This is a genomic window from Streptomyces sp. NBC_01478 (assembly GCF_036227225.1).
Lineage (GTDB): Bacteria > Actinomycetota > Actinomycetes > Streptomycetales > Streptomycetaceae > Streptomyces.
This window is the reverse complement of the sequence record NZ_CP109444.1, coordinates 6,214,715-6,238,467: the sequence shown is the minus strand read 5'-3', so window position 1 is coordinate 6,238,467 and position 23,753 is coordinate 6,214,715. Positions and strand designations below refer to the sequence as shown.

At 71.7% G+C, this 23,753-nt stretch carries 25 protein-coding genes; 13 read left to right on the top strand and 12 right to left on the bottom strand.

Features of this window, described 5'->3' with window-relative positions:
• Positions 1-212: 212 nt before the first annotated feature.
• Complete coding sequence (locus OG223_RS28265; protein WP_329254388.1) at positions 213-731, top strand: Pycsar system effector family protein; 519 nt, start codon at positions 213-215, stop codon at positions 729-731.
• A 10-nt stretch (positions 732-741) separates the two neighbouring features.
• Here the strand turns inward: OG223_RS28265 and OG223_RS28260 are convergent, their stop codons facing one another.
• The 3 genes from OG223_RS28260 to OG223_RS28250 form a co-directional block, all read right to left on the bottom strand.
• On the bottom strand, positions 742-1,440 hold the full coding sequence (locus OG223_RS28260; RefSeq protein ID WP_329254385.1) for a Crp/Fnr family transcriptional regulator: 699 nt from the start codon (positions 1,438-1,440) through the stop codon (positions 742-744).
• Positions 1,441-1,579: 139 nt separating this feature from the next.
• On the bottom strand, positions 1,580-2,239 hold the full coding sequence (locus OG223_RS28255) for a response regulator transcription factor (RefSeq protein WP_329254382.1): 660 nt from the start codon (positions 2,237-2,239) through the stop codon (positions 1,580-1,582).
• Positions 2,239-4,653: a sensor histidine kinase gene (locus tag OG223_RS28250; RefSeq protein ID WP_329254379.1), complete on the bottom strand. Its 2,415-nt coding sequence runs from the start codon at positions 4,651-4,653 to the stop codon at positions 2,239-2,241. Before OG223_RS28250 ends, OG223_RS28255 begins: the two co-directional genes overlap by 1 nt.
• A gap of 126 nt (positions 4,654-4,779) precedes the next feature.
• Here OG223_RS28250 and OG223_RS28245 point away from each other — a divergent pair, with 126 nt between their 5' ends.
• From OG223_RS28245 to OG223_RS28225, 5 genes are all read left to right on the top strand, one after another.
• Complete coding sequence (locus tag OG223_RS28245; protein ID WP_329254376.1) at positions 4,780-5,199, top strand: hypothetical protein; 420 nt, start codon at positions 4,780-4,782, stop codon at positions 5,197-5,199.
• A 152-nt stretch (positions 5,200-5,351) separates the two neighbouring features.
• Positions 5,352-6,518, top strand: coding sequence for a lactonase family protein (locus tag OG223_RS28240; RefSeq protein WP_329254373.1), 1,167 nt, complete (start codon positions 5,352-5,354; stop codon positions 6,516-6,518).
• A 138-nt stretch (positions 6,519-6,656) separates the two neighbouring features.
• Positions 6,657-6,842, top strand: a complete 186-nt coding sequence (locus OG223_RS28235; RefSeq protein WP_329254369.1) for a hypothetical protein — start codon at positions 6,657-6,659, stop codon at positions 6,840-6,842.
• A complete protein-coding gene (locus tag OG223_RS28230) occupies positions 6,839-7,282 on the top strand; it encodes a hypothetical protein (protein ID WP_329254366.1) in 444 nt (147 codons plus the stop codon). The genes OG223_RS28235 and OG223_RS28230 overlap by 4 nt, the downstream gene beginning before the upstream one ends.
• Before the next feature lie 54 nt (positions 7,283-7,336).
• Positions 7,337-8,248 (top strand): YihY/virulence factor BrkB family protein, encoded by a 912-nt coding sequence (locus tag OG223_RS28225; protein WP_329254363.1) that lies wholly within the window; start codon positions 7,337-7,339, stop codon positions 8,246-8,248.
• A 141-nt stretch (positions 8,249-8,389) separates the two neighbouring features.
• Here OG223_RS28225 and OG223_RS28220 read toward each other — a convergent pair whose 3' ends face one another.
• The 5 genes from OG223_RS28220 to OG223_RS28200 form a co-directional block, all read right to left on the bottom strand.
• A complete protein-coding gene (locus OG223_RS28220; protein WP_329254360.1) occupies positions 8,390-9,079 on the bottom strand; it encodes a serine aminopeptidase domain-containing protein in 690 nt (229 codons plus the stop codon).
• 112 nt (positions 9,080-9,191) lie between these two features.
• A complete protein-coding gene (locus OG223_RS28215) occupies positions 9,192-10,397 on the bottom strand; it encodes a serine hydrolase domain-containing protein (RefSeq protein WP_329254357.1) in 1,206 nt (401 codons plus the stop codon).
• Between the two features lie 195 nt (positions 10,398-10,592).
• A complete protein-coding gene (locus OG223_RS28210; RefSeq protein ID WP_329254354.1) occupies positions 10,593-13,139 on the bottom strand; it encodes an ABC transporter permease in 2,547 nt (848 codons plus the stop codon).
• 3 nt (positions 13,140-13,142) lie between these two features.
• Positions 13,143-13,877: an ABC transporter ATP-binding protein gene (locus OG223_RS28205; RefSeq protein ID WP_329254351.1), complete on the bottom strand. Its 735-nt coding sequence runs from the start codon at positions 13,875-13,877 to the stop codon at positions 13,143-13,145.
• Positions 13,874-14,086 (bottom strand): hypothetical protein, encoded by a 213-nt coding sequence (locus OG223_RS28200; RefSeq protein ID WP_329254348.1) that lies wholly within the window; start codon positions 14,084-14,086, stop codon positions 13,874-13,876. The genes OG223_RS28205 and OG223_RS28200 overlap by 4 nt, the downstream gene beginning before the upstream one ends.
• Before the next feature lie 166 nt (positions 14,087-14,252).
• Between OG223_RS28200 and OG223_RS28195 the strand changes: the two genes are divergently transcribed.
• From OG223_RS28195 to OG223_RS28170, 6 genes are all read left to right on the top strand, one after another.
• Positions 14,253-15,551 carry a sensor histidine kinase gene (locus OG223_RS28195; protein ID WP_329254345.1) on the top strand — a complete coding sequence of 433 codons (1,299 nt, stop codon included), beginning with the start codon at positions 14,253-14,255 and terminating at the stop codon, positions 15,549-15,551.
• A gap of 65 nt (positions 15,552-15,616) precedes the next feature.
• Positions 15,617-16,276 carry a response regulator transcription factor gene (locus OG223_RS28190; protein WP_329254343.1) on the top strand — a complete coding sequence of 220 codons (660 nt, stop codon included), beginning with the start codon at positions 15,617-15,619 and terminating at the stop codon, positions 16,274-16,276.
• Between the two features lie 164 nt (positions 16,277-16,440).
• A complete protein-coding gene (locus tag OG223_RS28185; protein ID WP_329254340.1) occupies positions 16,441-17,616 on the top strand; it encodes a serine hydrolase domain-containing protein in 1,176 nt (391 codons plus the stop codon).
• 214 nt (positions 17,617-17,830) lie between these two features.
• On the top strand, positions 17,831-18,253 hold the full coding sequence (locus tag OG223_RS28180) for an organic hydroperoxide resistance protein (protein ID WP_329254337.1): 423 nt from the start codon (positions 17,831-17,833) through the stop codon (positions 18,251-18,253).
• Between the two features lie 111 nt (positions 18,254-18,364).
• Positions 18,365-19,090: a hypothetical protein gene (locus OG223_RS28175; protein WP_329254334.1), complete on the top strand. Its 726-nt coding sequence runs from the start codon at positions 18,365-18,367 to the stop codon at positions 19,088-19,090.
• A 324-nt stretch (positions 19,091-19,414) separates the two neighbouring features.
• A complete protein-coding gene (locus OG223_RS28170; protein ID WP_329254331.1) occupies positions 19,415-19,606 on the top strand; it encodes a hypothetical protein in 192 nt (63 codons plus the stop codon).
• Positions 19,607-19,655: 49 nt separating this feature from the next.
• On the opposite strand, the gene OG223_RS28165 is transcribed toward OG223_RS28170, so the two are convergent.
• Together OG223_RS28165 and OG223_RS28160 are read right to left on the bottom strand one after the other, a co-directional pair.
• Positions 19,656-20,612, bottom strand: a complete 957-nt coding sequence (locus tag OG223_RS28165) for a hypothetical protein (protein ID WP_329254329.1) — start codon at positions 20,610-20,612, stop codon at positions 19,656-19,658.
• Complete coding sequence (locus tag OG223_RS28160) at positions 20,609-21,268, bottom strand: RNA polymerase sigma factor (protein WP_329254325.1); 660 nt, start codon at positions 21,266-21,268, stop codon at positions 20,609-20,611. Before OG223_RS28160 ends, OG223_RS28165 begins: the two co-directional genes overlap by 4 nt.
• Before the next feature lie 217 nt (positions 21,269-21,485).
• Here OG223_RS28160 and OG223_RS28155 point away from each other — a divergent pair, with 217 nt between their 5' ends.
• The gene (locus tag OG223_RS28155; protein WP_329254322.1) at positions 21,486-22,316 is read left to right on the top strand and encodes an alpha/beta fold hydrolase; all 831 of its coding nucleotides are present in this window, start codon (positions 21,486-21,488) and stop codon (positions 22,314-22,316) included.
• A gap of 73 nt (positions 22,317-22,389) precedes the next feature.
• Here OG223_RS28155 and OG223_RS28150 read toward each other — a convergent pair whose 3' ends face one another.
• Positions 22,390-22,818, bottom strand: coding sequence for an ATP-binding protein (locus OG223_RS28150; RefSeq protein WP_329254319.1), 429 nt, complete (start codon positions 22,816-22,818; stop codon positions 22,390-22,392).
• 144 nt (positions 22,819-22,962) lie between these two features.
• Positions 22,963-23,703 carry a GntR family transcriptional regulator gene (locus OG223_RS28145; protein ID WP_329254316.1) on the bottom strand — a complete coding sequence of 247 codons (741 nt, stop codon included), beginning with the start codon at positions 23,701-23,703 and terminating at the stop codon, positions 22,963-22,965.
• Positions 23,704-23,753 lie beyond the last annotated feature (50 nt).

The following is a 23,753-nucleotide window of genomic DNA, read 5'->3' as shown; positions in this document are numbered from 1 at the left end:
TCGTACACGCCTCGCGCATGGTGGGACCCCGTCGAAATACGGGATGCGGAAGAGAGCGGAACATACTGCGGGAGACGGAAGTTACGGGCTGGTACTTGTACGGCGAGGGCGATTACCGGTCATACGGGATCCCGCATAAATGCGGGGTCCCGCGTTCCGGGCAGGTGCTTACTGGTGTCCCGGTCGGACCGCCCACCGCAGGAGGAACGCGTATGCCGCGCAACAACGTCGCCCCGGAGAGCCGACCCGAGCACTACATGTTCAGCGCCCTGCAGTCCACACATCAGCACGCCGACACCAAGGCCGGGATCCTGGCCGCCGCACAGGCCGCGATGGTCGGTACGGCGGGGTCCTGGAGCGGCCGGGCCCTGCACACCGTGCAGGGCGGCGGTATACGAGGCGTAGTGGCCGGAAGTCTGCTGTTTCTGTTCGTGTGCGGGCTGCTCGGCGGCGCCGTGTTCCTGGCCGCGGCCCTGCGCCCGCGGGTGATGCGGCCCGACGGCGTCAACCGCTACAGCTTCGTGCACCTCTCGGCCGGGCCCGACATCCTGCCGCCCGCGGGCCACGGCGACCAGGAGGAGCGGCTGCGTGCGGAGTTGTCGTGCACGATCCGTTTTCTCGCGCGGGTGGCCGTGCGCAAGTACCTGTGCCTGACCGTGGCGGTGCTGTGCACGACGACGATGGGCGTCAGCGCCGGGCTGCTGGTGGTGGCCCGGCCGCTGCTGGCCTGACGGTTCCCCGTCACTCCGGCGGCAGGTCCGCCAGCTCCTTGAGCCGGGCCAGATCACGGATCGTCGTCGAGCGGTATCCGGTCTCCAGCAGTCCTTTCCCGCGCAGTTCCCTGAGGCCCTTGTGGACGGTCGTCTCGGCGGCCCCGGTGAGGGCGGCGAGTTCCGGCTGGGACAGCAGGCAGCCGACGACCACGCCGCCCTCCGTCGGGCGGCCGTAGGCAGTGGCCAGTTCCACCAGGAGCCGGGCCAGCCGGACCTTGGCCGGGTAGCCCCGGAAGTCCAGGCGCCGACGGTTGGCCCAGCGCAGCCGGTCGGCGATGATCCTGGTGAGGGCCACGGACACCTCGGGTCGCCGCATCAACAGCTCGTGCAGCAGGCCGGGTTGGAGGATACGCGTCGCCATCGCACCGCAGGCGGTCACGGTGGCCGAGCGCGGCGCCGAGCCGTCCACGGCCGCCATCTCCCCGACGGTGTCACCGCCGACCCGGACGGCGAGCAGCGAGGTCTCGCCGTTCTCCACCCGTGCCGTCACCTTGGCGAAGCCGGAGAGCAGCAACACGGCGTGCCGGTCGGGCGCCCCCTCGCTCAGCAGCACGTCACCGGCCTCGAACTCCTTCGGCACCCCCAGTCCGAGCAGTTCCTGCCGCGCCGGCGGCGACAGCACCCCCAACAGACTGCGCGCGGGCCATTCCATGGAGCTGTACGGCATGAGCGGTCCCCCTGACCGTCGGCGAGCACCCGGAAATCCTGCCCCTTCCCACCCTCCCCCGCGGCCGGTCCACACAATCGACCCGACCGTCACCATGTCCTCGTCCGCGTACGGAAGCCCGCGCGCCACGACACAGGCGTCAGTCGGCGTACGGCCCCCCGCCCGGCCGGATCAACCCGCTCTCGTAGGCCAGGATCGTCGCCTGTACCCGGTCTCGTAGCCCCAGCTTGGTGAGGAGGGCGTTGACGTGGGTTTTCACGGTTCCGATGGTGACGCCGAGGGCGGTCGCGATCTCCGCGTTGGCCAGGCCCGAGGCGATGTGGAGGAGGACCTCGCGTTCGCGCGGGGTGAGTCCGTCGAGGGCACCGGTGACGGCCGGCGGTGGGGGCGTGCCCTGGGCGTAGGTGTCGATGAGGCGCCGGGTGACGGCCGGGGCGAGGATGCCCTCGCCGGCGGCGACGACCCGCAGCGCGCTCAGGAGTTCCTCGGGCCGGGCGTCCTTGAGCAGGAAGCCCGAGGCGCCGGCCCGCAGCGCCTCGTACACATGGACGTCCAGGTCGAAGGTGGTCAGCACCAGGACCCGGGGTCGCGTCCGCAGCCCGGTGATGAAACGGGTCGCCGTCAGACCGTCCATGCCGGGCATCCGGATGTCCATCAGGACCAGGTCGGGCGCCTCTCGGGTGGCCAGTTCGACGGCACTCGCGCCGTCCCCGGCCTCGGCGACCACGGTCATGTCGGGTTCCGCGTCGACAATGGCGGCGAACCCCGCGCGGACCACCGCCTGGTCGTCCACGACCATCACGCGTGTGGCGACGGGGACACCTCCTGGGCACAGGCCGGCACCCGACTCGGTCCGGCCGGCAGCGGCAGCAACACCCTTACCGTACCGGCCTGTTCGAAGCTGATGCGGGCTTGAGCGGCGGTGGCCTGCGCCCGTAGGCGTTCGGCGGCCGGGCCGTTCACCGCCAGGCGTACGCCGGTGACCGTGAGGCGCAGAGCCGCTCCCCGGCGTCCACGACGTCGCGGCTTCCGTCCCACTCCCCGGTCCCGTACCCGCCTCAGTCGTATCCGGACGGGGTCACGGTCTCCCGCGCCGAGTGCCGTCTCCAGCAGTCGGTACGTCGTCAGGATCACCGCCTGCGGCAGACCCGCGACGGATTCCGGGACGCCTCGCACCGTCACCTTGCGAGCGGCGGGACCCGCGGCCCGGCAGAGTGCCTCGACGTCGGCCGCGGTCGGTGCGGCCACGCGTGCGTGGTCGTCGTCCTGTACGGCGTTCATCTCGTGCAGCAGTTCCCGCATCGCGGCGAGCGTCGCGCGGGCCTCGTCGGCGACCTCCGCCAGCTTTCCCTCGTGGGCGAGTCGGACAAGTGCCGAGGTGCGGTGGAGCACCGCGTCCCGCAGTCGTGCCGCCAGCCTGTGGCGTTCCGCGCCCGCCGCGGTCCGGGCCGCCCAGCGGGAGTTGCCGAGGGCGAGGTCGTCGCGGGCCACGGCGCGCAGCCGTCGGGCGCGGACGATCAGACCCACGCCCCAGGCCAGGGCGAACAGCGGACACAGCAGCATGCCCAGCGCCACGGCGATCAGCGCGACGGTGAGGACCGAGGACGGCTCGCCGGCCAGCGCGCCGTCGGCGGCGGCCGTCAGGGTCAGCGCACCGGCGCTCGCTGCGGCGGTCACGAGCGGCGCGGGCCAGGTGCGGGCGGCGCCGCGGCCGTAGGCCCCGAGGGTGTAGACGGTGAGTGTCTCGGTCAGCAGGCCGCCCGCCAGGAAGGGGGACACCTGTCCCGACAGTGGCGCCCATGCGCAGGCCGGCGGCCACAGCCACGCTGTGGCCAGCACCGCGGCGAGGACCGGCCAGGGTGCGTGCCGCCGCCACAGCAACGGCAGCGCGTGCACGGCGAGAAGCGCGGACACCAGGCCGACGGCCACGGCGCCGGTGGTGCCTTCGTGGTGTGTCCAGCTCTCCGCCGCCGTCAGCAGGAGGACCAGCGGAAGCGCGGTCGTGGTGAACGCGAGCGCGCCGTCCGTCAGCGCCCGGAGTCTTCGTTCACGCGGGAAGCCGCGTCGGCCGGGGCCTGCGGGGGACGGCAAAGGCCCTGTGGTGTCGGGCAGTTGGGCGTGGACGCGCCAACCTCCGTCGGGTGCCGGACCGGCGGTCAGTTCTCCCGCCACGGCCGCCGCGCGCTCCCGCATGCCCGTGACGCCCCGGCCGGAGCCCATGCCCGCATAGTCGGCCGTGCCGCGCGCCGCCGTGTTGTCCACGGTCAACTCCAGTGTTCCGCCCGCTCGGTGTACGACAACCCGGACGGCCGCTCCGGGTGCGTGGCGCAGGGCGTTGGTGAGGGCCTCGCGGACGATGCCGTGCACCGCCTCGGCGGCGGGGCCGGCCAGGTCGTCGGGTATCTCGGTGGCGATCGGGCGGCCCAACCGGCCGAATCCGGCGACGAGTTCATGGATGCGTCCGGTCATCGGCCGTATGTCGGCCTGGCCCGCGTCCCGCATCACGGCGACCAGCCGATGGATGGCCGTCAGGGTCTCGCGGCCCGTCCGCTCCGCGAACTCCAGTGCTTCCGCGACCAGTTCGGGCCTGCGGTCGCCAAGTCTGCGTGCCACGTCGGCGGTTACCACCACCGAGGTCAGATGGTGTGCGCTGACATCGTGCAACTCGCGTGCCAGTCGGGCGCGTTCGGTCTCGCCCGCCCGCTGCCGCTTCTCCTCCGCCCCGGCCAGCAGGCGGGCCGCCGCCAGTCTCCTCGCCGACCACTGGCGCCGCGTGAGCCCGAGTCCCGCGCAGACGACGTACACGGCCGCCACGATGGCCAGTTGGGTGGCGAGCGCGGGGTGGAGACCGAGCCGTACGGCCGCCGCGGACCAGGACACTCCCACGGCCGCGGCGAGGGCCCGCGAGGTGACGGCGGCGGGGCAGCGGACCGCGACGGAGTAGACGGCGACCGGCAGACCGAGGTCGGCGTAGGCGTCGTAGGCCGTCGCCTGGCCGAGTGCCGATGCGCACAGGGCCCACCGGAGCGCCCGCACGGGGGTGTGCCGGCGTCGGCTCAGTGCGACGGTCTCCACCGTGACGGCGACCAGCAGGCCCACGACGCCCAGCGGGCCCGGCGTGCGGACGTCCAGGAACGGGGCCGCGGGACCCAGTTCCGCCACCTGCACGCCGACGAGCAGCACCGGAAGCGCCCAGTCCCGTGTCGTCTCCATATCGGGCACGAGCGTAGGGCGGCGGCACCCGGGACGTCACGGGGGCGCGTCTCTATCCCGAGGTAGAGAACCCACTCCTCCCCCGCGCCGACGATTCGACCTCCGGCCGACGGAATGCTTACGGCCATGGACATCACTTCGCTCACCGTCGTACTCAGCGTGATCGTGGTCGTCGCGGCCTCGGTTCTCATCGCCTTCAACGAACCGCCGCTGTGGGTCTACCTGTTGAGCTGCGCGGGCTCGCTCCCGCTGGGCAGCGCGCTGCTCAGCGGGCCCGACTTCACTTCCTCCATCGCGGACGGTTCCGCCGCCGCCTGGGCGCTGCGGCTCGCGGTCACCTCCACCGTCACGGTCGTACTGAGCTTCTTCTTCGGCAAGGACTGCCGCGCGGGTGCGGAGGACGAGGACGATCCCGATCACGCGCCCGGCCACGGCGAGCCCTTCACCGAAGGCGTCGCGCGGCCGCCCGCGAGGCACGGCAGTACGGCGCCCACTGAACTCCCCCTCGTGAGTCCGAACTCCCCTTGGCGAGCCCCGACTTCCTGATTCCACCCGTGATTCTTACGGACCCCGGACATCAACCCAAAAGTGCACCTTATGACCGTTTTACCCCCTCCTCGCGGTCTAGCGTTGCGAACCGTCCGGCGATGCGTGAGACGCCGCCGGCTCTCCCGTCCCGCACAGAGGAGTACGCACGCATGACTCTCGACAGGGCCCGCACCCCCCGCGCCTCCCGCATCGCCCGCACCCTCGCCACCGGCACGGCCGTCGCCGCGGCAGCACTCCTCGCCGCACCCGCGGCCGGTGCCGCAGACAACCACCAAGGCCTCAACTCCCCGCACCACGCCGGCAGTTCGACCGTCTTCGTACAGAGCGACGACACCACCGCGAACACCGTCGTCGCCTACGACCGCGCCACCGACGGCACCCTCGCCCAGCAGGGCGTCTACGCCACCGGAGGCAAGGGCGGCATCCTCCCCGGCACCGTCGCCGACCACCTGGCCTCGCAGGGCTCGCTCGCCTACGACCGGAACCACCGGTTGCTCTACGCCGTGAACGCGGGCAGCGACACCGTGACCGTCTTCGCCGTGCACGGCACCCACCTCCGACGGGTCCAGGAGATCTCCAGCGGCGGGAGCTTCCCGGTGAGCGTCACCTTCCACGGCAACCGGGTCTACGTCGCCAACACGCTCGGCGGCGGTTCCGTCCAGGGCTTCGTGCGGACCGGCGAACGCCTGGTGAAGGTGGACTCCTGGCACCGCGACCTCGGTCTGGACAAGGCGACTTCGGCCGTCGGGCAGATCTCCTTCACCCCTGACGGCTCGAAGCTCGTGGTCACCACCAAGGCCTCGGGGCAGAGCATCGACGTCTTCCCGGTCGGCGCGCACAGCGGACCCTCCGCGCGTCCCGTGGTGACCGCGACGCCCGGTGCCGTGCCGTTCGGTTTCGCCTTCGACCCCGCCGGACAGCTCCGGGTGACGGAGGCCGGCACCAACTCGGTGGGCACCTTCACCGTCGGCCGCGACGGCGGACTGACCGCGAAGGGCACCGTCCCGACCGGCCAGACCGCCACCTGCTGGGCGGTGACCGCCGGACACCACCTCTACGTCTCCAACGCCGCCAGCGGCACCCTGTCCGGCTACCGGGTGGGCCCCGAGGGCGAGTTGACCGCCCTGGGCAACACGGCCACCCACGCCGGCACGGTGGACGCGGCGGCCTCCTCGGACGGGCGGTACCTGTACGTCCAGACCGGCGCCCAGGGTGTCGTGGACGAGTTCCGGGTCGGCGCGAACGGTTCGCTCACCGCGATCGGCTCGGTCGTCGTACCGGGTGCCGTCGGCGGCGAGGGCATCGCCGCGGGCTGACCGGGCAGGAGGCGGAGAACGGGCCCGCGCACACCGGTGCCGCCCGCGGGGCATAAGACTGCCGGTCAGGGGCACGGGCAGGAGTGGTGGATCCGCGGGTGGACCGGTGGACCGGGTGAGAGGCGGAGGTGGACGGTCATGAGCACACCGTTCGTCGGAATGATCGCGGGCATGGCCCTGGCGTTCGCCGGCTGGTTCGGCGGATTCGGCGCCTTCCTGCTCGTGGCCGCGCTCGGCGGCCTGGGCTGGGCGGTGGGCCGCTGGTTCGAGCGCGGCGGCACGGTCCAGGACGTACGGAACGCGTTCGAGCGGAACCGCCGATGACCACAGCCGCCACCGAGGCACCGCCCGGCCGTACGACCCACGCCGCCCCCGGGTACGCCCGCCCGACGCTCTCCCCGGCCGAAGCGGGTGTACGGGGGCGGACCTCAGCGCGCCGCTGGTCCAGGCACCAGGTCCCGGTCACCCTGCTCACCTCGCTGGCCGCATTGGCCGCGTCGGCCTGCGGTGCGCTCGCCCTCGACCTGATCGGGGTACACACCGCGCACCGGCCGGCGGCCGTGATCGCGGTCGGACCAACGGCGCTGCTCGGCGTGTGGATGGTCGCCCTCGCCCCGACGCCAGGCCTCGGGCGCCGGTCCACCCTGATCCATGACACGGTGGCGGACGTGAACGGCATCACGACGGTGCGGGTCCGGGTACGGGTGACGACCACCCCGGAGCAACCGTCGGCCACCTCCGCCGCCCAGGAAGTCGACCAGTGACCACGCCCCCGTACACCCCGCTCCGGCCGAGCTCCGCCGCGCACCGCACGCCCCATGTCCGCTGAGTCGTACGTCGGCCGGGCCCGCCGGATCGCCGGATTCAGGCCGCCGGCGGCCTGGTGGCCGGCCCTACGGCGGACCCCGGTGTCGTTGTGGAACGACGACATCTCGGACTACGCGGCGGCCCTGACGTACTACGCGATCCTCGCGGTGCTGCCGGCGATGCTGGCCACCGTCATCGCCTTCGGCATGATCAGCCCGGACACGGCCGAGGAGTTCGTCATCCACGTCACGGCGTACGCGCCCGCCGACTCCGGTGCGGAACTGAACACGGCCCTGAACCACGTACTGCGCACGGACCGCACCGCGTGGCCCCTGCTGGTGGCGGGCTCGGTCAGCGCGCTGTGGTCGTCGACCAGTTATCTCGCGGTGTTCCGCCGCGCCCTGCACCGTATGCACGGCACCCAGGACCGCCGTTCACCCTGGCGCAAGGCACCGCGCATCGTCCTGACCGCGCTCGGACTGCTGGGCCTGCTCCTGGTCGGCTCGCTCACCCTGCTGCTGACCGGCCCGCTCGCGGAGGCGGTCGGCCGGACGGCGGGCGTCGACAGGTCGGCGGCCTGGGCATGGAACCTGCTGCGCTGGCCGGTCCTGCTGTGCCTGGTAGCCCTCCTGGTCGTGGTCGTCTTCCACACCGGCCCGGCCGGCGCCCGCCACCGCGGCCGCAGCCTGCCCGGCGGCATCCTGTCCGCCACCCTCTGGCTGACCGTCTCCGCCGCCTTCTCGACCTACGCCTCGACCCTAGGCGCCTACAGCAGGCTCTACGGCTCCCTCTCCGGCAGCGTCGTCTTCCTCATCTGGCTGTGGCTCTCCAACCTGTCCCTGCTGACCGGCGCCCAGTTCGCAGCAGAACTGAGCAAACAGCCCCAACACGGGCCGGCAACAACGAGCCCATCCGGCGCCTGAGGGTCCGGCGTCCGAGCCGCAACCGTCCCCACACCGGCCGCCACCACCCAGCCCGTCTGGGGGTCCCCCCTCTGGGGGAGTTTGAGGACGAGGCCCCTTCAGGGCCGATCAGTGACATCAGCCCAACACAACAGGCACCACTCAGATCACCGGAAACTCCCCCACCCCATAAGCCCCCGAAGGCAAGGGGTCCGGAACAACCCCGGGGTCAAGCAGATGGGCGACCAGCGCAGCAGCCGTGCGATGCCAGAGGCCCCCGCGCCGCAGCATCCCGTGGTCCCCGTTCGCGACAACGACCATTCCCGCTCGCGCCGTCACCCCCTGCGCCCGCCGCACGCACTCGGCCGTCTCGCCCGGAGACGTAACCCCGTCCCACTCACCGTGCAGGGCGACAACATGACGCCCCGCCGCCTGCGCGACCGGTTCGCCCGGCGGCCACCAAGGGGCGAGGGCGACCACCCCCGTCACCAGCGGATGCCCGGCGGCACGCAGAGCGGCACGCCCGCCCATGGAGTGCCCGAGCAGCACGGTCGGCACAGTCCCGGCGAGTTCGGCGACAGCGTCCAACGCCCGCAGCGTGTCCCGCACAGGGTCCGCACGGTCACCGTTCCAGCCCCGCACCCGGTAGCGGGCCTGGGCCACCAGCACATCCTCGTACGGCAGCCCCGCGCTCACCGCCCGCACCACCGGCCCCATCCGCAACGCGGCCAACTGCCAGGGCCGGGCGGCGCGTTCACTGTCCGCCTGGCCCCCGTGCAGCACCAGGACGGCCGCCCTCGGGCATGCGGGACGCCGTCGTACCGTCAAGGGTTCGTGTTCTGTGGTGCGCACCCCCGCATCCTCCCCGAACCCGCCCGTCACCCCCGCTCCGGCCCCTTCGCGGCGGTCGGCCCCACCACCCCGGCCCCACCAGGAGCCGGGGGAGTTTCCGGCCGTGTCCGGCCTAGCGGGTGGGGGCCACCCCGTCGTAGACGTGGTCGGGGGTGGCGATCCCGGTGACCGCGCGGGCGACCAGCGTGGACGGCTCCTGGCCGCCGGTGGTGATGTCGGTGTTGAGCAGCACGACCAGGGTGGCCTTCTGCGCGGGGAGGTAGACGGTCACGGACTCATAGCCCGGGATGGACCCGTTGTGCCCGATCCAGCCGCCGGTCTCGAAGATGCCGAGTCCGTAGCCGAGGCCGGGGAATCCGGTCGGCAGCGTCTTGAGGCGCTGCTTCTGGGTCTCCGGGCTGAGCAGTGTGCCGGTGGCGACGGTGCGGGCCCAACTGCGCAGATCACGCATGTCCGAGATCATCGCGCCGGCCGACCAGGCCCAACTCGGGTTCCAGTCGGTGGAGTCGGCGACCTCGCCGCTCAGCGTCTGGTTGGTGTAGCCGTGTGCGTGCGGCTCGGGGAACTCGCGGACGTTGGGCCCGTCGGGGAACAGCGTGTTGTCGAGGTGGGCCCGCCGGAGCACCCGATGGTCGATGACGTCGGCGATGTGGTGACCGGTGACCTTCTCGACCACCAGACCGAGGAGGACCAGGTTGCTGTTGTTGTAGACGAACACCTTGCCCGGCGCGGAGGTGTTCCGGTGCTTGAAGCCGTACGCGAGCAGCTCCGGCGGGGTGAACGAACGGGTCGGGTCGCTCAGCAGGTCGTGCACGAAGCCGGGGTCGGCGCTGTACGGGAACAATCCGCTGCGCATCTCGGCCAGGTGGCGCAGGGTGATGTGACGGCCGTTCGGCACGCCGTGGACGTAGCGGTCGATGGGGTCGTCGAGGCGGATCCGCCCCTCGTCGACGAGCTGGAGCAGCGCGGTGACGGTGAAGGTCTTGGTCTCGCTGCCGATCCGTGAGTAGAAGTCGGTGCGCATCGGTTCGCGGGTGGCGGTGTTCGCGACGCCGGTCGCGCGGACGTAACACCCCTTGCCCTGAATCCACAGCCCGACGGCGACACCGGGGATGCCGGCCTCCCGCCGGACATCCGCGACGGCCTTGTCCAGCCGGGCGGCCACACCACGCCCGAGCCCGTCGGACGGGCACGCGTCGTGGACACCCACGGGGTGAACCGGGCCGGCGGCGGAGGCCGCCGTCGCCGGGGCGGCCAGTGCGGACGCCATCAGCAGCAGCACGCCTGCGAGGAGGCGTCGGGAAGGGATACGTCTCATGTGTCGGGCCACTTCTTCCGGATCGGGACTGGGTCTGCCACGGCACCATCCGGAATCGGGCGCGAGGTCCTCCTGGGGTACGCGTCCCCGCGAGTCCACTCGTTCGGACCGATGTTCGCCTGCGGCGGCCGGCCGGCCCGTATCTGCGGCGACACCCAGACCCTCGATGTACTCGCCCCCGATGAACCCGCCCCCTCACTGCCCCCGAATCGCATCAGCCGCCCCCGTCCGCAAAGCCTGCCGCGTAGGAAGTTCGACGGTGAGGAACGCCGTCGCCGTGACCAGGACCGCGAGGCCCGGCAGGAGCCAGGTCGGGCCGGCCGGCCAGGGGTGGCCGAGGAAGCCCTGGCCCAGGAGGGCGAGGGGGATCGCGGAGAGCAGCAGGGCCGTGGTGAGGGCGGTGGCGGCGGTCATCGCGGCCTCGCGGCGCATCATCGCGCGGACCTGGCGGGGGGTCGTCCCGTTGAGGCGGAGGGCGGCCAGTTCCACCCGGCGCTGGGCCGTCGCCGCGACCAGCTTGTTGGCGATGCTCAGCAGGAGGTAGACGAGTAGGACGATGATCGTGGCGAGGTTGATCCACACCTCGGGCGGGGCGTCCTTCAAGCCGCCGGTGGAGGGGGAGTTGGCGGGGCCGAGGGTCAGGCCGGGGCGGGCGGCGGCGAGTGTCGTGAGGTTCTGGCGTGCCGTCGCCGTGCCGTCGGTGCGGATCAGGAGGGACTGGTCGAGGGCCGTCGTGGTGTGTCCGGCGGCCAGGTCGTGAGACAGCACCACACTGCCGAAGCCGAGACCCCGGCCGTACACGGCGACGACCTTGGCCACGACCGGTGTGCCGTCGCCGAGGACCAGACTCACCCGGTGGCCCACCGTCGCGGAGCGCGCGCGGGCGACCTCGCTGCTGACGGCGACCGTCGCGCCGGTGAGCCTGCTCAGGCTGCCGTCCCGTACGTCGAGGTCGAGGACGCCCGCCGCGTCCGGGGTCAGGATCGTCGCGGCACCCGACTCGGACGCCGGGTCGCCGAACTGCTCGTACTGCCACACCACCGTCGTCGTCCCGACGGGAGCGGCCGCCCGTACGCCCTCCGTCTTCCGTACGGCGGCGGTCGTACCGTCCGCCAGCCCGCCCAACGCCGGTGCGCTCAGGCGGAGTTGGGCGAGAGTGCCGGTGCGGGTGTCCTGGGCGGTGGCGGCCAGCACGGTGGTCTGGGTGAAGGTGTACGTCAGCACGAACACGACCGCCATGGCCAGCGTGGAGACGATGCCCGCGTTGCGCAGGGCGTACGCGCGCAGGTTCGCCATCGCCAGCCAGGTCGGGGCGGAGCCGCCGTACCGGGTCGCCCGGGCCGCCGCGCCGCCGATGCCCCGCACCAGCGCCGGACCCGCCAGGGCGAGGCCGATCGCCCCGATGATGCCGGCGAGCGAGGTGGCCGTGGCGCCGATGACCGTGCGGGAGAAGAGCGGCAGCGCGGACATGGCGGTCGCCACGACGATGACGGCCACGCCGACGCGCGTGCGGACCCGGGACGGTTCGCGCGGCTCGCTGCGCGACTCGGCGACCGCCTCGGTGGCCGGCATCCGCGAGGTGCGCCAGGCCGAGCAGCGGGCCGACACCTGGACGGCTAGGACCATGAGGACGATCGCCGCGAGGGCGGGCAACGGGCTGTAGGTGAGGGGGAGTTCGGCCGGGATGACGCCCTTGTCCGCGAGCAGCCCGCGGAACTGTCCGGCCAGCACATAGCCGAGTCCCACACCGGGTGCCACGGCCACGGCCGCGACGACCGTGGACTGCGCGGCGGCCAGCCGCCGGATCTGCTTCGGGGTCGCGCCGACCGCCCGCATCAACGCCAGGTCCCGCCGCTGCCCGCCGATCGCCACGGCCAGCGCGCTCGCCATCACGAACCCGGTGATCAGCACGACGATCCCGGACAGCGAACCGGCGAGCAGCACCAGCAGCGAGCGCGAGGCCCCGGCCCCGGGCGCGGCCGTGTCACCCCGCCCGGCTCCGGTGACGGCCAGCAGCCCGGTGCCCTTCAGCTTCGTACGGACCTCGGCCGCGACCCGGTCCTCGGCACCGGGCGCGGTGCGCAGACCGATCAGGTCGACACGGTCTCCGCGACCGGCCACGCCCGAGAGACCCGAGATTTCTACGGCCGTCTCGTCGGCGAAGTAGACACCGGCACCCGGAGCGTCGACCACCGCCGAGACCCGATAGCCGCTCGCAGGGCGGGAGTTGACGACGACCTTGACCATGTCACCCGGCTTGAGACCGGCCGAGGCGGCGGTGGCACTGTCCACCGCGACCTCACCGAAACCGCTCGGTGCGCTGCCCTCGACCCGCGCACTCGCCAGCAGTTTCGTCGAGGACCAGCCGTGCCCCGACACCTGAGGATCCCCGGACGACGGTACGACCCGACCGTGCGCGTCGACCAGCACGGCCGGAAAGCCGATGTCGCCGACGGATGCGGTGACGCCCGGCAACTCGCCCAGTTCTCCGACCAGTTGCGCCGGGATCCTCCGGCGTTCCGGGAGCGCGAGCGGGAGATCGCCGGCCGGGTGGAACTCCTGGTCGGCCGCGACCACGACGGACGCTCCGGCGAGCCGCCCGGCCGGCAGGTGGGAACGGAGGCCGGACTCGGCCAGGACACCGGTCGCGGTGATCAGCGCCGCACCGCCGAGTACCGCGCAGGCCACGGCGATCAGCGCGGTGACGCGGTGCCCGACCATCTGTATCGCGAGACGGAACATGACTCAGACCCTCCCCAACTCGACCAGACGGGCGGCCAGTTCGTCGGCGGTCGGCGCCTTGAGGGCGTCGACCACGCGGCCGTCGGCCATCACCAGCACGTGGTGCGCGCGGGCGGCGGCGGCCGGGTCGTGGGTGACCATCACGACCGTCTGGCGCAGGTCGTTCACGAGGTCGCGCAGCAGGTCGAGGACCTCGTGGGCGCTGCGCAGATCGAGCGCGCCGGTCGGCTCGTCGGCGAACACGACCGCCGGACGGGCCACCAACGCCCGTACGACGGCGGCCCGTTGCTGCTGCCCGCCGGAGAGCTCGGCCGGACGGTGGGACAGCCGGTCGGCCAGCCCGACCCGCTCCACCAGCGTGCGCAGCCAGTCGCGATCCGGGGTGCGGCCCGCCAGCCGGAGCGGCAGCGTGATGTTGTCCTCGATGGAGAGGGACGGGATCAGGTTGTACGCCTGGAACACGAACCCGACGCGCTCGCGCCGCAGTTGGGTACGCCTGTTCTCGTTCAGCCCGGCGATCTCGTGACCGTCGATACGGACACTGCCCGACGTCGGGGAGTCGAGCCCGGCGGCGCAGTGCATCAGCGTGCTCTTGCCGGAGCCCGAGGGTCCCATCACGGCGAGGAAGGTGCCGCGTTCCACGGTCAACGACACGTCGTCCAGGGCGCGTACGCCTCCGGGGTAGGCCTTGCTGACGCCTTCAAGGGCGATGGCGGCGGCGGTTGTCGTGGTGTTCATCGCCGGCCCCGCAGGTTCCGTACGGCGAGGGTGCCCGCGCACAGCACGGTGACCGCGCCGCACACCAGGTGCACCCAGGTGTCGGCGCCGCCGAAGGAGGCCGCCATGTTGGTGAGCGCGCTGGCCACCACCACCGTCCAGAGCAGGGTGCGGGCGATGTCCCCGGAGCCGATCCGGTCGGCGGGATCGGGGGTCGTCGTGTGCTGCATGGGGGCTGCTCCCTGCGTCTTGGACCGTTCCTGCTGTCGTCACCGACGCTATGGACCGGCACCCCTGACGGCCGATCCCGCAGCCCGCCCGGTTCGGGGTACAGCAGGCTGTACTCCCCTGTCACCGCGCCCGCGAAGAACTGCCGTACGGCATAGGGTCGTTCGCATGACAGCGAGCACGAGCGAGATCGGCGGCGGGCCGGCCGGCGGTGGAACGGCCGCCCCACGCGAGAGCGTCGGGCACATCGCTCTACGGACCCTGAGCGCCGCCGGCCGGGCGATCGCCCAGCTCGCCTCCGGGCTCAACACGGCAGTGCTCGCGGCGCTGTTGCTGCTGTGGCTGGCCCTCACCGCGCTGACGAGCGTCGTCGGGTTGGGGCTGCTCATCGCGCCCGCGTCGCTGCGCGCCCTGCACGCGCTGGCCGGACGCGAACGCGACCGGCTCGCCCGCCGGGGCCCCGAGGTCGTCGCCCCGCCGCCCCCGCCCACCCGACTGCGGCTCGCCCTCGTCGACCCCACCACCCACCGCGAACTGCGCTGGCTGGTACGGCACTCCACCCTGGGCCTGCTGCTCGGGCTGCTCGGCGTCCTGCTCCCGATCACCGCCGTACGGGACACCGCGTTCCCGCTGTACTGGACGTTCATGCCGGAGAACACGACGGCCACGTCACTCGGCATCGGCAACGCGCACACCTGGCCGGACGCCCTCGCCGTGGCGCTGCTGGGCGTCGGCTGGATCGCCATCATCCTGGGGCTGGCCCCCGGCATGGCCCGGCTCCAGTCGGGCCCCGGACGGCGGCTCCTCGCGGCCGGTCCCGACGTCGATCTCTCCCTGCGGGTCGCGGAGTTGACCGCCACCCGCGCCGCCGCGCTCGACGCCCACGCCACCGAACTGCGCCGTATCGAGCGGTCGTTGCACGACGGCGCGCAGAACCGGCTGGTCTCCGTGGCCGTGCTGCTCGGCGCGGCCCGCCGCATGGTGGCCCGCGACCCGGACGGCGCCGACGAGTTGCTCGAACGCGCCCAGTCCGCCACCGAACAGGCGCTGGCCGAGCTGCGGACGGTCGCGCGCGGCATCCTGCCGCCGGTGCTCGCCGACCGGGGGCTCGCGGGCGCGCTCTCCGGTCTCGCGGCGGACTGCGCGGTGCCGTGCCGGATCGACGTGGACGTACCCGAACGCTGCGCGGCCTCCGTCGAGGCGACCGCCTACTTCGTCGTCGCCGAGGCCCTGACCAACATCGCCAAGCACAGCGGCGCCCAGCACGCCACGATCACGGCACGCGGCAGCGGCAGCCGACTGGTGCTGCGCGTCGAGGACGACGGCCGGGGCGGCGCCGACGCGGAGGGCGGCTCCGGCCTCACCGGCATCCGCCGCCGGATCGCGGCCCACGACGGCGGCCTCACCCTGACCAGCCCACCCGGCGGCCCGACCGTGCTGACGGTGGATCTCCCCTGCGGTAGGTGAGTTGGGGATCGTGACGAGCAAAGAGAGCCTGCGATGCGGAACTTGAGCTGTGGAGTGTGACTGACATGCGGATCGTGATCGCCGAGGACGACCCGTTGCTGCGCGAGGGTCTCGCCCTGCTGCTGCGCGCCGAGGGGCTGGACGTGGTGGCCACCGCGGGCACCCCCGACGAGGCGCTGGACGCCATCGACACCCACAAACCGGACGTCGCCATTCTCGACGTACGGATGCCGCCGACCCACACCGACGAGGGGATCGTCGCCGCGGTCGAGGCCCGGCGCCGACGCCCCGACCTGGCCGTACTCGTCCTGTCCGCGTACGTCGAGCAGAGCTTCGCCACGGAGCTGCTCGGCGGCGGGGTCAGCGGTCTCGGCTATCTGCTCAAGGAACGGGTCGGCCGGGTCGAGGAGTTCCTCGACGCGCTGCACCGCGTGGTGGCCGGCGGCACCGCCATCGACCCGGAGGTCGTCGCCCAGCTCTTCACCCGCTCCCGCCAGGACACCCGCCTCGACCGGCTCAGCCCCCGCGAACGCGACGTACTCGCCCTGATGGCCGAGGGGTTGGGCAACTCCGCCATCGCCGAGAAGCTCGTCGTCACCGACGGCGCCGTCCACAAACACATCCGCAGCATCTTCGCCAAGCTCGACCTGTCCCCGACGGACCAGGTGGACCGCCGGGTCGCGGCGGTCCTGCGGTATCTGGAGGATCTGCGCCGGCTGGCCTGACCCCTCCGGGACCTGCCCCCTCCCCGAGGGGAACGGCCTTGGTACAGCAGGCTGTACGGCGGACCGGCCCGCGGGCTGGATCGATCACCGCGCGCGGTCTTCCTAGGTTGGTGAACGCACCGGACGCCCGGTGCGACGAACCCCAACTCCCAGGGAGACAGCCCATGATGACGATCCGTCACCTTGTGTCCACGGCCGTGCTGGCCGCGGTCGGCCTCGGCCTCGCGACACCCGCCGCGAGCGCCACGGAGAACACCACGACCTCCCGGCAGCGCACACTCCAGGCGAGCGTGGACGCCATCGAGAGGACCGGAACCGTCGCGGTCGTAGCGCAGTCGACGGGCCCGAACGGCCGTCGCTACACCGCGACGACCGGGGTGTCCGACACCGCCACCGGACGGGCCGCCCGCGTCACCGACCGCTTCCGGATCGCCAGCAGCACCAAGACCTTCGTCTCGACCGTGCTGCTCCAACTGGTCGGCGAGGGACGGGTGTCGCTGGACGACACCGTCGAACACTGGCTGCCCGGCGTGGTGTCGGGGAACGGCAACGACGGAAACGCCATCACGGTAAGGCAGTTGCTGAACCACACCAGCGGACTGTTCAACTACACCGCCGACTTCCCCGCGATCAGCACGGTGGCGGACTTCGAGGCCGACCGGTACACCACCTGGACCCCGCGACAGCTCGTGGGCATCGCGATGCGGCACGCCCCGGACTTCGCGCCCGGCACCGACTGGGAGTACTCCAACACGAACTACATCCTCGCCGGAATGATCGTCCAGAAGGCGACCGGCCACACCTGGCAGCAGGAGGTGACCCGGCGCATCATCCGCCCGCTGGGCCTGCGCGACACCTCCGCCCCCGACACCTCGTCCCGCATCCCCGGCCAACACCTGCACGGATACTCCGACTTCGGCGACACCGGCCCGACCATCGACGTCACCGACCTCAACCCGACGATCGCCGGTTCGGCCGGCGCCATGATCAGCACGACCGGTGACCTGACCCGCTTCTTCTCGGCACTCCTCGGCGGCCGACTGCTGCGCCCGGCCCAACTCGCCGAGATGAAGACGACGGTACGAGCCGCCTCCCTCGACCCCGTGTGGCCCGGCGCCCGCTACGGCCTCGGCCTGATGGAGATCCCGCTGACCTGCGGCGGCGTCTACTACAGCCACGCCGGTGACCTGATGGGCTACACCACCCGCGACGGGGTCAGCGCGGACGGCCGCCGGACCGTCGTCCTGGAGGCGACGGGAGACGGAGCGTCCGACCTCTCCACGGAGATGGCCCAGAACGCCCTGATCGACACGGAACTCTGCGCCGCCGGAGGGAAGTAGTCGGCGTACCGAGTGTCGGGTACCGGGTCTCGGCGTGCCGAGTGTCGGGCACCGGATTGCGGCGTGCCGAGTGTCGGGTACCGGGTCTCGGCGTGCCGAGTGTCGGGCACCGGATTGCGGGCCCGGCCTGCCCCTGACAGGGGCAGGCTGTGGGCGGTCACCCGTTCCAGACTCGGAGTCCACCACCCGTAGCACCGACGAAGAGGGAACCGCCATGCCCACGCTCTACACCACCGAGGCTCTGTCCACCGGCGACGGCCGCAACGGCGAAGTCCGTTCCCTCGACGGCGTGTTGGACGAACTCCTCGCCGTCCCGAAGGAGATGGGCGGCCCCGGCGGCGACAGGACCAACCCCGAGCAGCTCTTCGCCGCCGGATACGCCGCCTGCTTCCACAACGGCCTCCGCATCGTCGCCGCCGAACAGGGCGTCCGACTCGGCGCCTCCACAGTCCAGTCGAAGGTTGCCCTCCTCACCCGGGACTCCGGCGGCTTCACCCTCGCCGTCACCCTGACCGCCCACCTCCCCGGCCTGGACCGGTCCACCGCCGACCAACTGGTCAAGGCCACGCACGAGGTGTGCCCGTACTCCAACGCCACCCGGGGAAACATCGAGGTCACGCTCAAGACGACGGTGTGACAAGGGACTTGGCCCCGCTCCCGCCCGACCGCCCACAGCCCCGGTGCCCGACAGCCTCCCCCGCTGTCGGGCACCGCCCATGCGCGCGTCACCCTCCGGCAGAATGCAGCCGTGCCCCTAGCCGCGATCGACGCCGTGAACTGGTCGGCGATACCCAACCCCACGGGCCACGACTGCGACGACCCCCAGCGCGTCGCCCACGCCCTGCGCCTGCTGACCGTGTCCACCACCGCCAACGAGACAGGCGACGCGGCAGGCCTCCTCGCCGGCGGCGGCTTCGTGTGCGGCCACGCCGGCATGGTGTTCCCGGCCGCCTACCCGGCCACCCCGATCCTGCTGGACCTCGTCGAACACGGCCGCCGTCCCCGCATCAAGGACGCCGCCCTCGGCCTCCTGTCCGACGCCCTGCGCCTCTTCCCACTCGCGGGACTCAACCGAGTGGACACCCCCTACGGCGGCAACGTCCCGCTCTGCTGCGCGATAGCGCGCCACATCCGCACCCACCGCCCCACAGCTCTCCTGGCCCACGGCCGGCACGGCAGCCGACTCCTCGCGGAAGCGGACCTCCACTGGCGCCTGACCATCGAGGAGACGGAACTCCGGCCCGACGGCGGCACGACAGCGATCGCCACCCTCGAAGGCACGCCCTTCCCCACCCCGGCCGAGGCCGAACTGCACACCCCGTCCTTCGCCCGACCCGCCCTGCCGGTACGCATAGAGGCCCTGACCGCCGACACGTCCGGCGCCGCGTTCATCCGACTCGGGCAGACGCCTCCCGCGATCGCCGCCCCGGGCTCTACGCTCCACCCGGCCGAGTGCGGCCTCCGCGAACACTGAACGCCGTACAGCAGAAGGGGTGTTGATGACCCGGTCGAGTCCCGACTGCATAGTGGTCACCCTGGTCGAGATCCAGGGAGGTCCGGCCAAATGGGAGCGGGTCGAGCGGCACTTGGGCGAGCTGGCGTGGTCGTTCCGGACACCGTCGGCAAAGGAACGCCGGACCGCGCGGCGGGCGTTCGGCGCCGATCCGGCGGACTCCCGCTTCCTCTGGGTCGACGTCCCGGTCACCGGTTCGCCCTGGCGCGCGGACCGGGAGGCGTCCTGGTCCGTGGCCGACGTGCGCCGGGCGACGCGCGACGCTCGGCGCTCGCGGAGAGCTCGGTGGAGATCGACCTGGCCGCCGTCCGGGCCTGCCACCTCGTCCGTTCCACGGCGGCCCACGGACCGACCTCGGCGCTCGAACTCGACGACGAGGACGGGCGATGCGTCGCGATGATCACGCAGTTCGGGATGGTCGGGGAGGACGTGCACGGGGCGTGGGAGGACCTCGCGGCTTCATTGCCGGACGCCTGACTGCCGGGACGGGCGGGGGAGTTAGAGGATCCCCCGCCCGCCCTCCCCGTCAGCCGATCTTGTCGGTGAAGCCCGACGACAGGACCGTGTGAAGGGTGACCTTGCCCTTGCTGGGTCCCGCGGTCCAGGTGAAGGTGTACTCCAGGATCGCGCTGGTCTTCGGGTCGACGATCACCCGGCCGACGCTCTTGGCCTCCGCGAACTCCACGGCCGTACCAGCGCGCCCGGTGCTGTCCTTGACCTGGCCGACCAGCTTGACGGCCTTCAGCCCGGCCATCGCCTTGAAGAGCCCGGCCCGCAGCTTCGGGCTCGCCGGTGAGTCGCTGAGCAGGGTGGCCGCCTGGTCGAAGGGCGAGATGCTCTTGGGCCGCGGCGGAGTCTGCAGCAGCGCGAGCAACTGCGCCGGGTCGGTGGTCAGTTGCTCCAGACCCTTCCAGTCCAGGTCCTTCGGCCCGATCTGCCAGTCGGGCCGCTTCCCCTTCGTGGCGGCCTTGCCGTTGGTGACGACGTAGTACTGCATGGACTGCGAGATGTACGTGTCCGCGACCGTCGTGTGGCTCTTCCAGTACTTCCCCGTTGCGGCCGACTGGGTGGCGGCCACCGTGGAGATGTCGTCCAGGAAGACGGTCGCGGTGTCCGCGCGCACCCCGCTGTGCGTGCCGGTGCTCGACGGGGTCGTGCCGGGGTGCGTGTACGTCACCACACCGGCCGCGACCGCGGCCGTGGTGAGCATCCCGATGAGGACCCGCCGGCGCCGGGACGGCCCCCGGATCGGCGTGACGGTCCCGCCGCCGGCCTTCAGCCCGCCCCGTCCCGTACTGCCCGTGGCAGCCGTGATCCCCTCTGTGGCTACGGCTGCCTCGACCTCCGCCAGCACCCTGGCCAGGGCCGGCTCCGACAGCGGTTCGACCAGGCCGGCCGCCGCCAGTTCGTCGGCGCCGGGGAAGTCCAGCAGTGCGCTTCGCTCGTTCATACCGATCTCCTCGGTGTTGTCGTACATGGTCATGCGAGGTCTCCTGTCGCGGTCAGGTTCCGTCCCGTCGGTCCGGTCGGGCGGGGCAGCGCGAGCAGGTCACGGAGTCGGCCCCGGGCCCGGTGCAGCCGCGAACGCGCGGTGCCGGCCGGGATACCCACGACGGCGGCGGCCTCGGCCGGGGTGAGCTGCTCCCAACTGATCAGGAGCAGCAACTCCCGCTCCTCGGGCGGCAGTTCGGCCAGGGCCCGGCGCAGTGCGGGGGCCAGCGCGGCGGCGTCGAGCCGCTGGTCCACCACCTGCCAGGGGTCGACGACCTCCGGTCCCGGCGCGGGCTCCTGCCGTCCCGCCCGCCGCAGATACTGGGCGAGCACGTTGTGCGCCACCCCGAACAGCCAGCCCCGGGCCGAACCGCGCGCGGGGTCGAACGTGCGCCGGGCGGCGAACGCCTGCAGCCAGGTCTCGGCGAGCAGATCCTCCGCCGCGGTGGGCATGCGCCGGGCGAAGTAGCCGTACAGCGCGGCCGAGTGCGTCTTCACGAGGTGCGTGAAGGCCGCCGAGTCACCACGCGCCGACCGCGTCAACTGGGCTTCGCTGTCGCCGTGTTCGGCACGATCGACGCCGTGCTGATCGCTGTCACGATGACGGCGGCTGCCACGTCGCCGGTTGCCCGGTCCATCCGGTTTCACCGAGTCTCCGTTCCCGACCGCCGGACGACGGTCTCACCCAGTACTTGTCATCGAACCCCAGGAGCGTTCGCACACCCACCCAACCAACATCTCACCCTCATCATGAGAGTTGACTTGCATAAAGAGAGGGCACCCCCTACCTTAATGAGAGCCAGCTCTCAGCAGCACCCGAGAACGACCGAGCCCGACCGAGACCAACGGACAAGGACCTGCCCTCATGACCACCCCCGCTTCCTCCCCCACCGCCACCCGCACCGTCACCCTCCCCGGCGGACTCTCCGTCACCATCCAGGAGTTCGGCGAGAACACCGAGGGCACAGGCGTGCTGGTACTCCACGGCGGCGCCGGCCCGCGCACGGTCGCGGGCATCTCGAACGCCCTCTCCGAGCACGCGTACGTCGTCACACCGACCCACCCCGGCTTCGACGGCACGCCCCGCCCGGAACGCTTCGACACGGTGGTCGACCTGGCCATCGCCTACCTGGACCTGCTCGACACGCTGGACCTCAAGGGCGTCATGGTGGTCGGCAACTCCGTCGGCGGCTGGATCGCCGCGGAGATGGCCCTGCGCGACAACCAGGGCCGGATCGGCGCCCTGACCCTGCTGAACGCGGTCGGCATCCACGCCCACATGGTCGAGAACCGCGTCGTGGACCCGCGCACCATGTCCCCCTCCGACATCAGCCAACTGTCCTTCGCCAGCGCCAAGTTCCGCCCCGACTTCGCGTCCTTCACCGACGAACAGCGCGCCGCGGGCGCCGCCAACCAGAAGACCCTCGCGATCTACGGCGGCGACCACTTCACCCACGACCCGAAACTCCGCGGCCGCCTCCACCGCGTGACCGTCCCGGTCCTGGTCATCTGGGGCGAGGAAGACGGCATAGCCCCCCTGAAGTACGGCCGCGGCTACGCCGACGCCTTCCCCAACGGCCACTTCGCCCCGATCCCGGACGCGGCCCACTTCCCGCAGATCGAGCAGTTGGGGGCGACGCTGGGGGCGATCGGCGACTTCGTCGGCACGGTGGTGAAGCCGGGGGGTGCGGGCTGAGGGTGCTTCAGCTCCACAGTCGGGGCCCAGGTCGTTGACTTGGGCCCTGACTGCCGTACCTGACGAACCGCGATCAATCCACTCCCCAGGCATCGGCCACCACAAAGGAAACAACCGTGCCGCCATAGCAACTGGGCCCGGAATGCCAGGAATCGACGAGGAGCAGCCCGCGCCCGTGCGCATCGTCGGCATCGGGACACCGCAGCAGCACACCTGCCGGGAACCCCGGGTTGTGGACATCGACCCGGAGCGAAGTCCCCTCGCGGAACCATTCCACTCGCACGACCCACGGGTCCTCCGACCATCCGTAGACGATGGCGTTGGTGACCAACTCCGAGATCATCAGCACGCAGTCGTCGATCGAACAGGCAGGGTCGTACGGAGCGATGAACTTCCGGAACCAGCGCCGCGCGATCCCTACCGAGTCGGGTAAGGGATGCAGGGTCATCGCTCCGAGTCGTGGTGAATCCTCAGAGGGATGGCGGTCGATCGCGCAGATCATCCGTGCTCACTCCTTGCCGTTGCCGTCGCGGTAGAGGCAGCACCGTCGCGGAGCGGCACACCTCCTCAAGTGGCCTTAGCCACTTACTGGATAGTGGCATTAGCCACTCGCGCTACGCAACCGATCCGGCGAAACGTCGACCCATCAGGTGAGCGGGTACCCCTGCTCGAAAGCCCAACGGTGCGGCGGATAGGTGGCTTCGGCGAACTCCAACGGCCGGTCCTGGAGATCGAATACGACGTGATGCACAACCAAGACGGCTGATCTGGGCTCTAGTTGGAGGTCGGCGGCCTCCTCTTCGGTCCCTTGCCGAGCACACATGCGATCTTCGGCGTAACTCCCTTGCCGGCCGGTCATGTTCTCGACGTACATCAGGGTGCCTTCTTGGATCCTTTCCGGTTCCAGCAACTTCGGCGCCCGCTCGCCCACATCCGGCGCGAACCACGCAATGGACAGATTGATGGGCCCGTCCTGGTTGTTGGTCACGCGCCGCCGGTGCACTGCCCGACGCTCCTTCGTCAGGCCGAGCGCCTCAGCGACATGATCCGGAGCCTCCCGCCAACCGGTCGAGGTGATCACCGCATACTCGCCCGGGGTGTAGATCTTCCCTGTCTGCCGAGCCCGCCCGTACAACTCCCGCGCCCGCCGGTTGACTTCAAGGCTGCGCACATACGTGCCCGACCCCTGCCGCTTCTCGACGAGCCCCTGATGACTCAGCGCCTCCAACGACCGAGCGGCGGTCGGCCTGGACACCTTCCAACTCGACGCCAGTTGCCGTTCCGAGGGCACCTCGTCCCCCGGCCTCAGGTCACCCCGAAGGATCTGATCGCGGATGTAGTGAGCGATCTGGAGATACTTCGGCTGCGCCTCTTCAATCTGAGGCATGCACACACCCCTCTTCGTCCAACTCAATCCAAGTGGCTATAGCCTCTAGC

Coding starts and splice junctions, on each gene's coding strand:
- OG223_RS28200 (WP_329254348.1), bottom strand. CDS start 14,086: ATGCAGCACACGACGACCCCCGATCCCGCCGACCGGATCGGCTCCGGG.
- OG223_RS28255 (WP_329254382.1), bottom strand. CDS start 2,239: ATGGTCGTGGACGACCAGGCGGTGGTCCGCGCGGGGTTCGCCGCCATT.
- OG223_RS28185 (WP_329254340.1), top strand. CDS start 16,441: ATGATGACGATCCGTCACCTTGTGTCCACGGCCGTGCTGGCCGCGGTC.
- OG223_RS28235 (WP_329254369.1), top strand. CDS start 6,657: ATGAGCACACCGTTCGTCGGAATGATCGCGGGCATGGCCCTGGCGTTC.
- OG223_RS28265 (WP_329254388.1), top strand. CDS start 213: ATGCCGCGCAACAACGTCGCCCCGGAGAGCCGACCCGAGCACTACATG.
- OG223_RS28210 (WP_329254354.1), bottom strand. CDS start 13,139: ATGTTCCGTCTCGCGATACAGATGGTCGGGCACCGCGTCACCGCGCTG.
- OG223_RS28190 (WP_329254343.1), top strand. CDS start 15,617: ATGCGGATCGTGATCGCCGAGGACGACCCGTTGCTGCGCGAGGGTCTC.
- OG223_RS28260 (WP_329254385.1), bottom strand. CDS start 1,440: ATGCCGTACAGCTCCATGGAATGGCCCGCGCGCAGTCTGTTGGGGGTG.
- OG223_RS28180 (WP_329254337.1), top strand. CDS start 17,831: ATGCCCACGCTCTACACCACCGAGGCTCTGTCCACCGGCGACGGCCGC.
- OG223_RS28195 (WP_329254345.1), top strand. CDS start 14,253: ATGACAGCGAGCACGAGCGAGATCGGCGGCGGGCCGGCCGGCGGTGGA.
- OG223_RS28240 (WP_329254373.1), top strand. CDS start 5,352: ATGACTCTCGACAGGGCCCGCACCCCCCGCGCCTCCCGCATCGCCCGC.
- OG223_RS28230 (WP_329254366.1), top strand. CDS start 6,839: ATGACCACAGCCGCCACCGAGGCACCGCCCGGCCGTACGACCCACGCC.
- OG223_RS28215 (WP_329254357.1), bottom strand. CDS start 10,397: ATGAGACGTATCCCTTCCCGACGCCTCCTCGCAGGCGTGCTGCTGCTG.
- OG223_RS28145 (WP_329254316.1), bottom strand. CDS start 23,703: ATGCCTCAGATTGAAGAGGCGCAGCCGAAGTATCTCCAGATCGCTCAC.
- OG223_RS28150 (WP_329254319.1), bottom strand. CDS start 22,818: ATGATCTGCGCGATCGACCGCCATCCCTCTGAGGATTCACCACGACTC.
- OG223_RS28225 (WP_329254363.1), top strand. CDS start 7,337: ATGTCCGCTGAGTCGTACGTCGGCCGGGCCCGCCGGATCGCCGGATTC.
- OG223_RS28165 (WP_329254329.1), bottom strand. CDS start 20,612: ATGACCATGTACGACAACACCGAGGAGATCGGTATGAACGAGCGAAGC.
- OG223_RS28245 (WP_329254376.1), top strand. CDS start 4,780: ATGGACATCACTTCGCTCACCGTCGTACTCAGCGTGATCGTGGTCGTC.
- OG223_RS28205 (WP_329254351.1), bottom strand. CDS start 13,877: ATGAACACCACGACAACCGCCGCCGCCATCGCCCTTGAAGGCGTCAGC.
- OG223_RS28155 (WP_329254322.1), top strand. CDS start 21,486: ATGACCACCCCCGCTTCCTCCCCCACCGCCACCCGCACCGTCACCCTC.
- OG223_RS28250 (WP_329254379.1), bottom strand. CDS start 4,653: ATGGAGACGACACGGGACTGGGCGCTTCCGGTGCTGCTCGTCGGCGTG.